This is a genomic window from Kribbella sp. NBC_01510, from assembly GCF_045040325.1.
Taxonomy (GTDB): domain Bacteria; phylum Actinomycetota; class Actinomycetes; order Propionibacteriales; family Kribbellaceae; genus Kribbella.
Genome location: NZ_CP109418.1, coordinates 8,681,014 through 8,695,600 on the forward strand (window position 1 = coordinate 8,681,014; position 14,587 = coordinate 8,695,600).

Here is a 14,587-nt window from a genome sequence, read left to right on the forward strand (position 1 = left end):
GACTCAGGTGACCGAGACGTTACCGCTCACCGGCGAGAGAACCGCGCCCGGGATCTGGCACGAGAACTACTGGTTCGCGCGCCATGACGCCGCCTATCGATGGATCACGGCCAATCTGCCGATCGATCCGACCGGCCGCGTCCTCGACGCCGGCTGCGGCGAGGGGTACGGCGCGGAGCAACTCCGCCTGGCCGGCGCGGACTCCGTGACCGGTCTCGACTATGAACATACGACGTTGCGGCACGTCCGCCGGGTTTATCCACAGCTCAATGTCGTCCGGGGCAATCTCGTCCAGACCGCCTTCACGACCGGCACGTTCGATCTCGTCACGTCCTTGCAGACGATCGAGCACCTCTGGGAGCAGCCGCGGTTCGTCACCGAATGCGCGCGCATCCTCAAGCCGACCGGCACCCTCGTCCTGAGTACGCCGAACCGCCTGACCTTCCCGAGTGGGAACTGGTACCACACCCGGGAGCTCACGGCCGCCGAGTTCGCCGAATTGCTCGAGCCGCACTTCGACATCACGCAAGCCCTCGGACTCCGCCACGGACGACGACTCACCGCGTGGGAAGCGCAGTACGGGTCCTGCGTCGACGGTCAGCTGGCCGCCGAGCATGACGCGTGGGATGCGAATCTCGCCGAGCTCGTCACGAGCACCACGCACGAGGACTTCGAGATCCGCCCAGGCGACCTGGAAGAATCTCTCGATCTCGTCCTCGTGGCGCGACCTAAGGACGCACGAAGCGTTCGATGATCTTGCCGGCGATCAGGTAGACCAGCGCCGCGATCCCCCAGTTCACCAGCAGGGTGTTCTTCGCGGTCTCGAGCCGGAACAGGTCCTTGAACGGCCCGACCAGGTCGTGCCCGCGCTCCAGGATCCAGCGCACGATCTCGTTGCTCTGGTTGGTCTGGTCGAGCGCGGTGAACAGCGCACCGAGCGCCAGTACGGCGGCGGCCAGTACCGCGGCCAGCCAGATCAGCGAGGCGATCAGGTTGCGCAGCTTCCGCACCCCGGAGCCCACCGACGTCAGCGCCTGCTTGCCCTTGCCCGAGCCGGCCGAGCCCTTCGGACCGGCAGACTTATTGCTCGAGGCAACAGCCCCTGCCGGCACCTTGCCGATCGGCTTGGTCACCGACGTCGCCGCCGGATCGCTGCCCGCGGTGGCCTTGCCGGCCTCGGGTGCGGCTGCCTCCGAGCCGGCCGCACCGGTGCCCGCGGCCGGACTGCCGGCCGGGGTCTCCGCCGCAGCCTTCTCCCGCGCTCGCTGCTCCGCGACAATCTCCGCCGCGGTCTTCGGCCGGGCGGCCTTCGTCACGGTGGCCGTCGTCGCGGTGGCCGTCGTCCCCGCACCGCTCGCCGCGGCCGCCGGCGTCGTGGTGCCGGTGTCCGCGGCCTTGTCGGCTTCGGCGGCCGTCGCCTTCTCGTCGTGCGTACCCACGTCGTCCATCTCCTCAGCCGGGGTCGGTTCCTCGTCCGTCGCCGGTCCGGTGGTCGCGGCCGGCGGTCTCCTGCGCCGGCTGACCGGGACCGGCCGCGGTGACAACCTGCGCCGGGCGCCCGCGAACGGGGCCCCCGCGGCGGTCGTGCCGTCCACTGCCTGTACCTCTGGGTCCAACCTACGATTCACGCCCACATCCGGATCATTCGTTTCAAACACTGGTTCCAACGTAGCGCCAGCGGGTTCCGTCATGATCGGAACCGGGTCGACCGAGCGGATCCGGGCCCGCGTGATCGAGCCGTCGGCCGCGGCCTGGTCCAGCGGCGAGCGGTCGCCCGCGGACGGCTCCGCACCGACGGGATCAGGCACGGTGGGTCTCCTCTCCGACGCTCAACCGATCGTGTGGGGCCACTGACTCTTCGTGCGGGACATAGTGCCCGACCGGTGAGTAACTTGAGAACCCCTCGCCGCCAACCTCTTCGTCACCGGTCGCCACCACATCGTCGGCCGCGGCCTCCTCCGGTACGACGCTCGCCTCGACGGGGACTCCGGTCTGGAGCCGCGCCTTGGTGCGGGCATTGGCCTCGGCCAGACCGGCCAGGTAGGCACGGCGGGCGGCGTTGGCCGCGTAACGGGTGGTGCGGTCGGCGACGACGACGGCCGGGACCCCGGCGGCGACGGCGTACGCAGGAATGTTGCCACGGGCAACGCTGTTCGCACCGATCACCACGCCGCGACCGATGTCGGTTCCGCGCGTGACGGTCACCTTCGTGGCCAGCCAGCAGTCCGGGCCGATCCGGACCGGTGACTTCACCAGGCCCTGATCCTTGATCGGCAGGTCCAGGTCGTCGGTCTTGTGGTCGAAGTCGCAGATGTAGGTCCAGTCCGCGATCAGCGTGGACGCACCGATCTCGATGTCCAGGTAGCAGTTCACCGTGACGTCGCGTGCGAACACCACCTTGTCGCCGATCCGCAGCGTGCCCTCGTGCGCGCGCAGCCGGGTCTCGTCACCCAGGTGCACCCACTTGCCGAGGATGATCCGGCCGTGGCCGGGCCGCGCCACGACCTCCAGCTTCTTGCCCAGGAAGACGAAACCCTCGGTGATCACCTGCGGGTGGCGCAGCTTGAACCAGGCGAACCGCCAGTAGCGCTTCAGGTAGTACGGCGTCCAGGCCCGATGGCGCACCACCCAGCTCAGATTCGCCGCGGTGAACAACCGCATCAGAACACCCTACTGCGCAGAGGGAGCGCTCATCTTTCCCCGCCCCACCGCCCCGGTCATTTCTTGGCTGTGATGGAGACGTTGTAGTAAAGCTCGTCTGGAACGAAGGCCGACAGCACCTTGTCCACCTTCGACAACTGCAGCCACGACTTGTACGCGAACATCCGCCAGCCGAACCCGAGCTTCTGCTCCGGTACGGCGGCCTCGAACGTCCGGATCGGCCACCCGACCCACGCCGCCAACAGCTCCTCGGTGACAGTCCGTACGTCGACAGCCCCGGCGCGACCGGCCATCCGGGCCAGCGTGTCCGGGTCGAACGTGTGCAGATCGACGACCGCCTCCAGCGCAGCGGCCCGGGACGACTCGTCGAGCTCTTCCTGCGGACGACGCCAGTGCGAGAGCGCGGGTAGCCTCGTCACGTTCGTGGTCGCCCACCAGGTGAACCGGGACAGCCGGCGCGCGACGTAATCGCCGTACCGGGTGGGTTCGCCGCAGATGACGAAGCGGCCGCCCGGCTTGAGCACGCGCAGCATCTCGCGGAAGGCGAGCTCCACGTCCGGGATGTGGTGGATGACGGCGTGGCCGATGACGAGGTCGAAGGTGTCGTCGTCGTACGGGAGCTTCTCCGCGTCCGCGACCCGGCCCTCGACCGCGAAGCCGAGGGTGGCCGCGTTCTTCTTGGCCGCCTCGACCATGCCCGGCGAGAGATCGGTGACGTGCGCTTCGGCGAGCACTCCGGCGAGCTTGAGGTTCAGGGTGAAGAAGCCTGTGCCGGCGCCGATCTCCAGCGACTTGCCGTACGGCCAGCCGTCCGAGCCGGCGATCGCGATGAAGCGGTCACGGGCGTAGGTGACGCAGCGTTCGTCGTACGAGATCGACCACTTCTCGTCGTACGTCGACGCCTCCCAGTCGTGGTAGAGCACCTGGGCGAGCTTGTTGTCGTTCCAGGCCGCCTCGACCTCCTCGGCGGTCGCGGCCGGCTTCTCAGCAGAGGTGGTCATTCAGTTTCCCTTGAACTCGGCCTTGCCGGGGCCGTTCTCGACGAAGGACTTCATCCCGATGCCGCGGTCCTCCGTGGCGAACAGCGCGGCGAACTGCTGCCGCTCGATCTCGAGCCCGGTCTGCAGGTCCACGCCGAGCCCGGCGTCGATCGCCTCCTTGGCGGCCCGCAGCGCCAGCGCCGCACCGCCGGAGAACTGCGACGCCCAGGCAACAGCCGCGGTGTACACCTCAGCCGCCGGCACGACCTTGTCGACCAGGCCGATCGCGAGCGACTCGGCGGCGTCGACGAAGCGTCCGGTGTAAATGATGTCCTTCGCCTTGGACGCGCCGATCAGGCGGGACAGCCGCTGGGTGCCGCCGGCGCCGGGGATGACGCCGAGCAGGATCTCCGGCTGGCCCAGCTTGGCGTCCTCGGCGGCGATCCGGTAGTCGGCGCACAGCGCCAGCTCGCAGCCACCACCGAGCGCGTACCCGGTGATGGCCGCGACGGTCGGCTTCGGGATCGCGGCGACCGCCGACAGCGCGGTCTGCAGCGGACCGGAGTGCTTGACCATGTCGGCGTACGACATGTCGGCCATCTCCTTGATGTCCGCGCCGGCCGCGAACACCCGCTCGCCGCCGTAGACCACCACGGCGCGGACCGCGTCGTCCTCAGCCGCAGCGACCGCTGCCGCCCGGATCTCTTCCTGGACCTGGACGTTCAGCGCGTTCATCTTCGGCCGGTCCAGCCGGATCGTGCCCACACCATCACTCACGGTGAGGTTGACGAACTCGCCCATCGCCTCGCTCCTTCACAATCCAGGGCCCGCTACCCATCGGTCACATCCCCGGGAACCGTACCGGAACGAAGCAAAGACCTGCACGCCGCCTCCGGCGGCGGAGATGGAGGGCGGAACCGTCCGCGAAACAGGCCTAGCGGGTGTACCGCGGGCTCACGTGCAGGAGACGCTGAGGGTGCTGGTCGCCACCGACCCGTGGGTGGTGGCGACCAGCGGGGATCAGAGCTCGACCGCTTGCCCCGAGGCGGCGGAGCGGCGGGCGGCGTCGACGATGCGCAGCGTGCGCAGGCCGACCGCACCGTCCGGCTGCGGTACGACGGCAGGCGTCGTACCGGGCTTCGCGGGGCCGGACTCCCGCACCGCGCCCAGGAATGTCGCGAGCAGCGACGCGTCGAGGTTGCCCCCGATCCCCAGGAAGACCTCACCGGACGCATCCGTGCCACCGACATGCGGGAGGAACGGCTCGATCTCCACCGACCCGTTGGTCCCGGTCACCTGCAGCGAGACGCCACCCCAGGTCGGACCGTTGTCCGGAACGCTCCATGAGCAGTCGATGGTTGCCAACAGCCCGTTGTCGTAGTTGACCGTCACCAGCCCGCCAGTCTCCACGACCACGCCCTTGTCCTGGTGCAGCACGTGGTTGGCCGCGGCGTACACGCGCGTCGCCGACGCACCGCCGGTCAGACCGTCGATCAGGTCGGCACAGTGCACGGTGTGGTCGACGAGTGCTCCCCCACCGGCCTGCTTCGGGTCGGTGAACCACTGCCGCTGGTCGTACGGGATCTTCCCGTTGTTTGTCCCCAGTACGGCGAACACGTCGCCGAGCCGGCCGGCTTCGACCATGGCCCGCAGCCGCAGGTACGACGGCGAGAAGCGGACCGGATACGCGATCATCAGGATCGATCCGGCGGCCTCGCAGGCAGCCAGCATCGCCTCGCCGTCCTCGACCTCCGTGGCCAGCGGCTTCTCGCACAGCACGTGCGCACCGACCGCGGCCGCACGCTCGACCAGTGCACGGTGGCCGGAGTTCTCCGAGGTCACCACCACGGCGTCCGGGCCCCAGGCGAACAGTTCGTCGTACGAGTCGACGTACGGGATGCCGATCTGCTCGGCAAAGGCAGCACCCCGCGGACCGGAGTCCGGCGCGGACGCACCGTCGGGATCGGCGGACAGCACCTCGACGTCCGGCATCGAGCCGAGCAGGTGGGCGTAGCCCGCCGCGTGAGTGTGAGCGAACGAAGCGATCGCGATCTTCAGGCTCATGCCACGGCTCCCGTCTGGACGAAGGTCTTCATGTCGACAGCGCGGCCGGTCTCCATGGACGCGCGGGCCGCTTCGGCCAGGTAGACCGCGGTGGCGCCATCCGGTGCGAGCACTCGGGGCTCCGGTCCACCGCGCAGACCGATCGCCAACTCACGAAGCTGCGTCAGGTAAGGACTCTCCCCTAGCGTCGACGCCGGGATCAGCAGGTCACCGCCGGCCCCACCGTCCTGCAACTCCTCGGCGAAGCCCGTGTCGCCGTTGGACGTGTACTTCAGGACGCCATTCGACCCCGCGACCTGATAGCCGGACTGGAACGTCGTACCCGTCGCGCCCCACGTCGCGCGGCAGTGGCTGATCGCTCCGGTGTCATGGGTGAGCGTCACGTGCGCGGCCACGTTGACCGGGCTGATGCCGTCCACGGTCGGCGGGTTCTGTACGGCGTACACGCTGGTGACCTCGCCACACAGCCAACGGGCCTGGTCGAGGTCGTGGACCATCAGGTCCATGATCACGCCGCCGGAGTGGGCGACGTCGCGGTACCACCCGGCACCGGCCGGCGACGACGCCTGGCGGAAGAACCGCGCCACCGCGACCTCGCCGATCCGGCCCGCCTGGATCGCGTCGTACGCCGCCTTGTACGCCGGGAAGTACCGGACCACGTGGGCCGGGTACAGCCGGACGCCGGCGGCCTGCGCGGCGTCGATGACCTCGTGCGAGTCGGCCGCGGTGAGCGTCAGCGGCTTCTCACAGATCACGTTCTTGCCCGCCTTGATCGCGGCCAGCGCGATCTCCTTGTGCGTCGGCGAGGGGGTGACGATGTCGACGAACTCGACCTCCGCGAGGAGACCGTCCAGCGTCGGCGCCACCTCCAGCCCGTACTGCTCGGCGAGCTCCGGGGCGCCCTCGAGCGAGTGCACCAGAACCCGGGCGCCGAGTGCTTTCCACGCGGCGACGTGGACGTGGGCGATGTTGCCCGCGCCGATCAGACCGACGGTCAGACCGGCCAACTCTTCCGACATGTGATCCCCTACTCGGCCCTGCTGGACTTCGGCTAATTAGTAACGGTCCTTGCGTATCATTGCGCACAGACGTTCGCAACTACCGTCTCATGAACACATCCACCTTCGTTATCGATAAGCCACCCCAGACTGTGCAGAATGTGCCGGTGACCGACGTGACCGCCGCCCCGACCACTCTCGGGCTCGGAGCAGTGGTCCAGACCGATGGGACGACGTTCACGCTCTGGGCTCCTGCAGCCGAGCGCGTCGAGTTGGCGCTGATCGCCGACGACGGCAGCCAGCGGAACCTGGATCTGGCCCATACCGGCGAATACTGGACCGGGTTCGTCCCGGGTGTCGGCGCCGGCCAGCGGTACGGGTACCGCGTGCACGGTCCGTTCGACCCGTCGCACGGGCTCCGCTTCGACCCGTCCAAGCTCCTGCTCGACCCGTACGCGCGGGCCGTCGACGGCTCGCTGGACTTCGCCAGCCCACTCATCTACGACTCGTCCGACGGCGACTCGGCCGGGCATGTCCCGGTCAGCGTGGTCGTCGCCGCCTCGGAGCCGCCACCGCCCATCAGCAAGCCCGTGCACTGGGGCGAGACGGTTATCTACGAGCTGCACACCAAGGGCTTCACCAAACTCCATCCCGACGTACCCGAGCACCAGCGCGGGACGTACGCCGGTCTCGCGCACCCGTCCGTGATCAGCTATCTGACCGACCTCGGGGTGACGTCGGTCGAGTTGCTGCCGATCCACCACTTCCTGACCGAACCCTCGATCGCGGCCCGCGGCCTGCCGAACTACTGGGGTTACAACACCCTCGGCTTCTTCGCGCCCCACGCGCCGTACTCGTCCGCGGGCTCGCGCGGCGAACAGGTCGCGGAGTTCAAGGCGATGGTCGCCGCGTTCCATGCCGCCGGCATCGAAGTGATCCTCGACGTGGTCTACAACCACACCGCCGAGGGCGGGTTCGACGGGCCGACGCTGAGCTTCCGCGGCATCGACAACCGCGCGTACTACCGGCTCGCACACGGCGCCGCGATGTACGACGTCACCGGCACCGGCAACTCGGTCGACACCTCGCACCCGCAGGTCCGTCGCCTGGTGATGGACTCGCTGCGGTACTGGGTCGAGGAGATGGGCGTCGACGGGTTCCGGTTCGACCTGGCCGTGACGCTGATCCGCAACGAGCGGCACGAGGTCGACACGATCGACCATCCGTTCCTCGCCGAAGTCGCCGCCGATCCTGTGCTCGGCCGGGTCAAGCTGATCGCCGAGCCGTGGGACGTCGGACCGTTCGGCTACCAGGTGGGTAACTTCGGCACGCCGTGGTCGGAGTGGAACGGCAAGTTCCGCGACAGCGTCCGGGACGTCTGGCGGAACACCTCCGACGGCGTGAAGGACCTCGCCTACCGGCTGTCCGGCTCCAGCGACCTGTACGGCGACGACGGTCGGTACCCGTACGCGTCGATCAACTTCGTCACCGCGCACGACGGGTTCACCCTGCGCGACCTGGTCAGCTACGACCACAAGCACAACGAGGCGAACCACGAGGACAACCGGGACGGCACCGACGACAACCGGTCGTGGAACTGCGGGTTCGAGGGCGAGACCGCTGACCGGCGTGTGGTTGCGTTGCGCAAACGCCAGATGGCCAATCTGATGTCCACGCTGATCCTGTCCACCGGCGTACCGATGATCACCGCCGGGGACGAGTGCGGGCGGACCCAGCACGGCAACAACAACGCCTACTGCCAGGACAACGAGCTCTCCTGGTTCGACTGGTCGCTGCCGGCCGAGTGGTCCGACCACCTCGAGCTGACGAAGAAGCTGATCGCACTGCGGGCGGCCCACCCGGTCCTGCGGCAATGGCACTACTTCTCCGGCGGCCCCGTAGTACCAGGCGGTCGCAAGGACCTGTCCTGGATCGCACCGCACGGCAGCGAGATGACCGACGCCGACTGGTACGACGGCAACCTCCGAACCATCGGCATGTTCCTGGCCGGCGACGCCCTCCGCGCCACCGACGCCGAAGGCAACGCCCTCACCGACAGCTCCTTCCTCCTAGCCCTCAACGCCACCCCCGAGACGCGCCAGGTAGTCGTCCCCGACCCCTCCTGGGCCCCCGCCTACGAAGTAGTCCTCGACACCAGCAACAGCATGGTCACCGAAGTAGAAGCCGGCGCCACCGTCCCCCTCGCCCCCCGCTGCCTAGTGCTACTGCGCGCGCTCTAACAGGTCTTCTGATACGGCCGATCCCCAAAGCTCTCCCGCCACTCCGCCGCAGTCAGATCCCGCCCAGCCATCCGGCACGCAGTATCGATCGCATGCTCCAGCCGCGTGTCCCACCGGTAGATCCCGTCGTTCCACGTGCCGATCATCACGGTCTGCCCGTCGGCGAGGAAGTCAGCGGTGACCAGCGGCTGGTCCGGAATGGCGACCGAACCGAGCAGCGCCGCCGTGGCGCTGTCGAAGAGACTGACACTTCCGTCGAAACCTGACGACACCAACAGTGAACTGTCCGGGGAGAAGGCGAGTCCGTTCGTCCAGCCTTGATGGACGAGCTTCGGCGCCGCGACAACCTGACCAGTGCCGGAGTCCAGGATGAGAACCTGTCCTTTGGCGCTCCCGATGGCCACCCGCCTGCCATCCAGGGCGAAGGAGACCACCGCGGGATCGCTCATCGGAAGCTTCCCGCGCCGGAGCACCCTGCTCGTCGCCAGATCGACCATCGCCCAGCCTGTGGAGGGGACGTCCAGCCGGTCCGAGATGTGGTGTCCACCGGTCAGCAAGAAAGCTGAGCTGTTGTCCAGGCTCGCCGACAACCACGCGACCGGAGCACCTATCATGAGCGGCTCGCTCACCGGGAGCAGCGTTTCCGCATCCAGCAGCGCTGCCGCGCCGGACGCGTCACCGATGACGATACGACTGCCGTCGAACCCGCTGTAGTCGAGATCCAGTATCGGCGCGGCCGACACTTTGCGGCTCACCAAGAGGCGGCCGGTTCGAGCCTCGAAGACGAACACCTCACCCTCACTGTTACCGATCGCAAACCTGTCTCCATTCGGGTGCCAGCTACCGCAACTGTTCGTAGATTCGCCAACGCGGGCAGGGTCGAAATGGACCACCTTCCCGGTTGTCGTGTCGATGAAGCTGCCGCCTGTCTCGCCCGGGTTCGGATCGGCGGGATCTGTCCCCACGAACTTTTCGAGGGTCTTGCCCCCGGGAGCCATGTATCGGCACCCCCAGCTGAAGCCAGTCGGCCTCTTCGTCGGGGTGACGTACCTGCGGCCCCCGGTCAGATCCCAGGTCCGGAGCGCGCTGTCGCCTGCAGACGTGTAGAGCGTGTCGTCGTCCGGGCTGAAGGCGGCAGTGAGCGTGTCACCCTCTGAGATCGGTATGTCCTCCAGAGCCCGTCCCCTCCCGACATCCCACACCACGACACGGGAATCCGCGCCCGTCGAGACCATCAACCTTCCGTCGTGGGAGAACCGCACGCTCAGGAGGTTGGCCGTGTGTCTGTCCAGACGGTGCAAAGTTGCCCCCGTCGCCGTGTCGAGCAGCAACGCATCGTTGTGGTCGGGGCCAGCGGTGTCCTTGGCCTCGAGTCCGAGCGCGAGCATCTTCCCGTCCGGGCTGACGTCGGACTCGGCAAACGCCAGCTCCGGTCTCGACCAGAGCTGCTTGCCGGAGGCAACGTCGTAGGCGGCCAGTGGCTTGGTCGTGTAAATGCGGTCGCCCGCCGGGCTGACCGCCACGTCCTGAACCGACTCGGCCGGCAGCGACATCATCCGTAGCACTGTCGGCGGCCGGCCAGGTCGCACGTCCCAGACGAACACGGCGCCGCTGCTGAAATCGTTCGCGACACCGTCGCCGTAGTACTGGATCATTGCGACGAGGGTGGTGCCGTCGTGGCTGTAGACAACATGGGTCGCTCGCGCCGGTGTCTTGGTGAAGCCGGGCAGCCGTCGGCCGGTCGGCTGCAGCTTCGTGGGCGTGAGCAACTGCACCGGTTCAGTGGTGGGCGGTGGCATCCCGACGGCCACATCCAGATCGCCCGGGCTCAGCGCGAACGAGCCTAGGTAATCCCGATGGACCGCTCCCGTCGACCGGTTCGGGGGGCGATGTGCAGCGAGCCGCTGGCCACTGGGCAGGTCGTAGAGCAGCAAGGTGCCGTTGGCGTCGTACACGAGCGCCCGGTGACCGTCGGCGGTCACCTCGATGCCGTAGGAGTCCAGGTTCTCCGTTTCGATCGAGCTGACTAGTTGTGGGTGTTTCGCGAGGACAGCGAGGAGACTCGCTCGCGTCGCCGGCGACACCTTCATGCGGACCCCGGCCACCGCCAAGAGCAGGGAGTTGTCGATGTCGCTCTGAACCAGGGCCTTCCCTCCCGCGCCTGCCGCCGCGAGTACGGCTGCCTGGTCTGCGGCTGTGGCCTGCCGATCGGCTCGGACGGCTTGGCCGACCGCCAGGAAGCCGGCGATCAGGGCTCCCACCAGCAAGACGGCAGCCGTGGTCAGCGCAGCGCGTAGGCGCCTGTTCACCTGGATCTGCTGGCGGGCGCTGTCCTCGGCGGCGTGGAGTTCTGCAACCGAGAGGCGTTTGCTTGCGGTGAGGAAGTCGGTCTCTGTCCGCGTGAGGGCCGGTGCTGCGTCCTGTTGCCACTGCAGGGCCTTTGCGAGGCGGACGCCTCGGTACAGCTCACTCTCCGGACGCCCGAGTGACTGCCACGAGTCGGCGACCTGGGTGAGGTGGTGGAGGATCTGCTGGCCTTCTAGATCATCCTCGAGCCAGCCGCGGAGACGCGGCCAAGCCCTGGCGAGGGCTTCGTGAGCCAGTTCGACAACGCCGTCGTCGCTGGTGACGAGGCGAGAGCTGATGAGCAGATCGATGAGCGCGTCCGACTCGGGGCCGGTCACCACCGTCCGTCTCGGCAACCGGCTGCGGACCGGCTGGCCGTCCGGGCCTGGAGTGACGAGTCGCAGCAGGAGCGCCCGCAGCATCGGCTGTTGCTCCGGTGTGAGTCGCGCATAGACCTGCTCGGCGGACTGCGCCACAGCGCCCTGGATGCCACCCGACGCGCGATATCCGGCGACGGTCAGCGTGCGGCCTTCGCGACGTTGCCAGGTCTCGGCCAAAACGTGGGACATCAGCGGGAGAGCGCCTGGCTGGTCGGCGACCTCACCGATCAGCAGGTCGACCAGACCTGGTTCGACGATCAGCGAGGCGAGGCGCGCCGGTTCGGTGATCGCTTCCCGAAGCTCTGCCTCAGACATGCCGGTGAGCAGGTGCATGCCGTTCTCCACGACCTGGGCGAAGCCCGGATGGGAGGAGATGTCGGCGAGCCGGTCGGCACGGAAGGACAGGATCAATGGCGCCACGGTGGCGTGATCGATCAACCGGGTCAGGAACGCCTTCCGTTCGGCCTCGTCCTGACACAGCGAGAAGACCTCCTCACACTGATCGACGACCAGCGTGGGCAGCGGGCCTTTGCCGGGCAGTGCGGCGGCGAGCGCTCGCATCGGGTGAACCCCTGGCGTGATGGTCACGATGCTCCGCCCGTCGCTGCGCAGGGTCGCCGCGATGCCGGCCCTGATCAGTGAGGACTTGCCGCAACCGGACGGGCCGACGACGGCGAGGATCGAAGTGTCGGACAGTTTCCTCAGTCCCACGGCGACCTGCGACTCGCGGCCGAAGAACAGTTCGGCGTCGTCGAGGTCGTACGGCTTCAGGCCTTGGTACGGACAGACTGCGCTCGGTTCCGGCAGTGCGCTCGGGACCACCAGCGCCGGATCCTGACGCAGGATCGCCTGTTCGAGCGCGTCGATCGCCGGGCTCGGGTCGATCCCGAGCTCGCGGTCGAGCACTACTCGGAGCCGCCGGAGCGTCTCCAGCGCCTCGCCCTGCCGACCGGCCTGGTACTGCGCGGTCGCGAGCAGCGCCCACCTCCGCTCGCGCAGGGGAGCCTCCGCGGTCAGAGCCTGGGCCTTGCCGAGGGCACCGTCGTGGCCACCGGACCGCAGCGACGCCTCCACATACAACTCTTCCGCAACCTGTCGCAGCTCGCTCAGGCGGGCGATCTCGATCCGCGCGGTGTCCCATCCCGCGACATCGTCGAACGGAGGACCTCGCCACAGCGTCAGCGCGTCGGCGAGTACGACGGCCGCCCGTTCCGCCTCGGCGGCCGTCAGCAGTTGGCCGGCCCGGCCGACCGCACGCTCGAAGCGGCGGCTGTCGATCTCGTCGTCGGCAACGGCCAGCCGGTAGCCGGCCGGCGATGTCTCGATCGCGTGGCTGCCGAGAAGCTTGCGCAACCGGACGACACAACCTTGGACGACCTTGGCCTCCGAGGCCGGCGGCCGGTCTCCCCACAACACGTCAGCGAGCGCCCCAGCACTCACAACCTCCCCCGGATGCACTGCTAATGCGGCCAGAACGACGCGGTCTCGTCGTGTGAGGTTCTTCCACTCCCCCTCGATGGTGAGCGGGCCGAGAACGGCGATACCCACTCTTCGACTGTCGACCGTGTCCGGTCACCCGTCAAGGTCGCTGATACCGCGCTGATACCGGGCTCGCCCGGCCCGATACCGCCGGGCGGGACAACGGTGCCATCACCTCGAGGCGCAACCGGATCGCCAACCATGGCGAACCCCGCTCCGGGGAGGAGAGGGAGCGATGTTCACCACCGCAGTAGGTACCAGGAAGCATTCCATGACCAGCCGGTTCGCCCGGTTGGCCGCGGGGGCGGCAGTCAGCGTCGCCCTCATGACAACCGCCGCGCCGGCGATGGCTATGGAGCCTCCCGAACCGCGTGGCGCACCCACCGAGCGTGCCACACCCGCGCCGGGTGACACAGTGGACCTGACCTCAGTCGCTCTGGGTGCCCTGTCCGGCATCGCGCTGAGTGGCGCGGGTGTGGGTATCGCGTACGGGGTCCAGCGCCGCCGCGACCGCTCCACCGCGCATCCCGCCTGAGCGGGGCGACCGGCCGGGATCCGTCCATCGGGTCCCGGTCGGCGCCGTTCGCGCACTCTGATGAGTCGTTAACCTTCCTGCAGTACATTCACTGGTCACCGTCTGTTCATGTCTGGGGGGACCGATGTTCTTGCTGCGTCGTGGGGTGCGTGAGCGGACGACGCCGATCGGTGCGCTGCACCACGCGATCATGCGGTGGGGTGAAGCCGAGCGGACGAGTTCGCGGCTGGCTGTGCGGCGCTGGGTGGATGGCGTCGCGTACGTCGACGTACAGGCTCGGACGTTCGCCGACTTCTGGACGCGGCAGAACGAGAACGCGCTGGCCACCGACGGACCGCTCTGGGTGGTACTCGGCGACTCAACTGCTCAAGGGCTCGGCGCGTCGTCGCCACTGCATGGGTACGTCGGCCAAGTGCTCAACGCATTGCGTCGGACCGGCAATCCGTGGCGGGTGCTCAACCTGTCGCGGTCCGGCGCGCAGACCCGGCACGTGCTGGAGGATCAGCTACCACTGGTCGATGGACTGACGCCTACGTTGGTGACGTGCGGCATCGGCAGCAACGACATCCTGGCCACGCCGCCGACGCGGTTTCGCGACCACCTCCGGCAAGTGATCGAGCGACTCCCGTCCTCGTCGGTGTTGATGGACCTGACCGTCCCGGACCGCCTCTGGCGCATCGGCGGGGTGTGCAGCCCGTACGTGACCCGCATCAACCAGCTGATCAGCACCACCGCGGCATCCCGCGGTCTCCCAGTGGCCGAGGTCTCCCGGCACGCCCGACCGCCATGGCGCGGCATGCTCGCACCGGACAGCTTCCACCCGAACAACCTCGGCTACCGCCGCCACGCGGACGCCCTACTCGCCGCCCTGCCGGCGACGATCGCGAAGTACTGACGTCACTCC

11 protein-coding genes and 1 pseudogene are annotated in these 14,587 nt (G+C 68.4%); 4 read left to right on the plus strand and 8 right to left on the minus strand.

What is annotated here, in order from left to right; genetic code table 11:
* Window positions 1–7: 7 nt before the first annotated feature.
* A complete protein-coding gene (locus OG558_RS42350) occupies window positions 8–754 on the plus strand; it encodes a class I SAM-dependent methyltransferase (RefSeq protein ID WP_405068064.1) in 747 nt (248 codons plus the stop codon).
* On the opposite strand, the gene OG558_RS42355 is transcribed toward OG558_RS42350, so the two are convergent.
* From OG558_RS42355 to OG558_RS42385, 7 genes and pseudogenes are all read right to left on the minus strand, one after another.
* On the minus strand, window positions 729–1,595 hold the full coding sequence (locus OG558_RS42355) for a hypothetical protein (RefSeq protein ID WP_405068065.1): 867 nt from the start codon (window positions 1,593–1,595) through the stop codon (window positions 729–731). The genes OG558_RS42350 and OG558_RS42355 overlap by 26 nt on opposite strands.
* A 205-nt stretch (window positions 1,596–1,800) precedes the next feature.
* Window positions 1,801–2,661 carry an acyltransferase gene (locus tag OG558_RS42360; RefSeq protein WP_405068067.1) on the minus strand — a complete coding sequence of 287 codons (861 nt, stop codon included), beginning with the start codon at window positions 2,659–2,661 and terminating at the stop codon, window positions 1,801–1,803.
* Window positions 2,662–2,717: 56 nt separating this feature from the next.
* Complete coding sequence (locus OG558_RS42365; RefSeq protein WP_405068068.1) at window positions 2,718–3,662, minus strand: methyltransferase domain-containing protein; 945 nt, start codon at window positions 3,660–3,662, stop codon at window positions 2,718–2,720.
* Window positions 3,663–4,442, minus strand: coding sequence for an enoyl-CoA hydratase-related protein (locus OG558_RS42370; RefSeq protein WP_329479853.1), 780 nt, complete (start codon window positions 4,440–4,442; stop codon window positions 3,663–3,665).
* Between the two features lie 219 nt (window positions 4,443–4,661).
* Complete coding sequence (locus OG558_RS42375; RefSeq protein ID WP_405068069.1) at window positions 4,662–5,705, minus strand: Gfo/Idh/MocA family protein; 1,044 nt, start codon at window positions 5,703–5,705, stop codon at window positions 4,662–4,664.
* Window positions 5,702–6,364: a Gfo/Idh/MocA family protein gene (locus OG558_RS42380; protein ID WP_405072289.1), complete on the minus strand. Its 663-nt coding sequence runs from the start codon at window positions 6,362–6,364 to the stop codon at window positions 5,702–5,704. The genes OG558_RS42375 and OG558_RS42380 overlap by 4 nt, the downstream gene beginning before the upstream one ends.
* A gap of 15 nt (window positions 6,365–6,379) precedes the next feature.
* Window positions 6,380–6,742, minus strand: a pseudogene (locus OG558_RS42385) (Gfo/Idh/MocA family protein); the annotation flags it as partial.
* A gap of 128 nt (window positions 6,743–6,870) precedes the next feature.
* Between OG558_RS42385 and glgX the strand changes: the two are divergent.
* Window positions 6,871–8,943 carry a glycogen debranching protein GlgX gene (gene glgX / locus OG558_RS42390; protein ID WP_329479859.1) on the plus strand — a complete coding sequence of 691 codons (2,073 nt, stop codon included), beginning with the start codon at window positions 6,871–6,873 and terminating at the stop codon, window positions 8,941–8,943.
* Here the strand turns inward: glgX and OG558_RS42395 are convergent.
* Complete coding sequence (locus OG558_RS42395; protein WP_405068070.1) at window positions 8,940–13,217, minus strand: BTAD domain-containing putative transcriptional regulator; 4,278 nt, start codon at window positions 13,215–13,217, stop codon at window positions 8,940–8,942. The genes glgX and OG558_RS42395 overlap by 4 nt on opposite strands.
* Window positions 13,218–13,419: 202 nt before the next feature.
* Here OG558_RS42395 and OG558_RS42400 point away from each other — a divergent pair, with 202 nt between their 5' ends.
* Together OG558_RS42400 and OG558_RS42405 are read left to right on the plus strand one after the other, a co-directional pair.
* Window positions 13,420–13,683, plus strand: coding sequence for a hypothetical protein (locus OG558_RS42400; protein WP_405068071.1), 264 nt, complete (start codon window positions 13,420–13,422; stop codon window positions 13,681–13,683).
* Between the two features lie 124 nt (window positions 13,684–13,807).
* Window positions 13,808–14,578, plus strand: a complete 771-nt coding sequence (locus tag OG558_RS42405; RefSeq protein WP_405068072.1) for an SGNH/GDSL hydrolase family protein — start codon at window positions 13,808–13,810, stop codon at window positions 14,576–14,578.
* The last annotated feature ends 9 nt before the right edge of the window (window positions 14,579–14,587 follow it).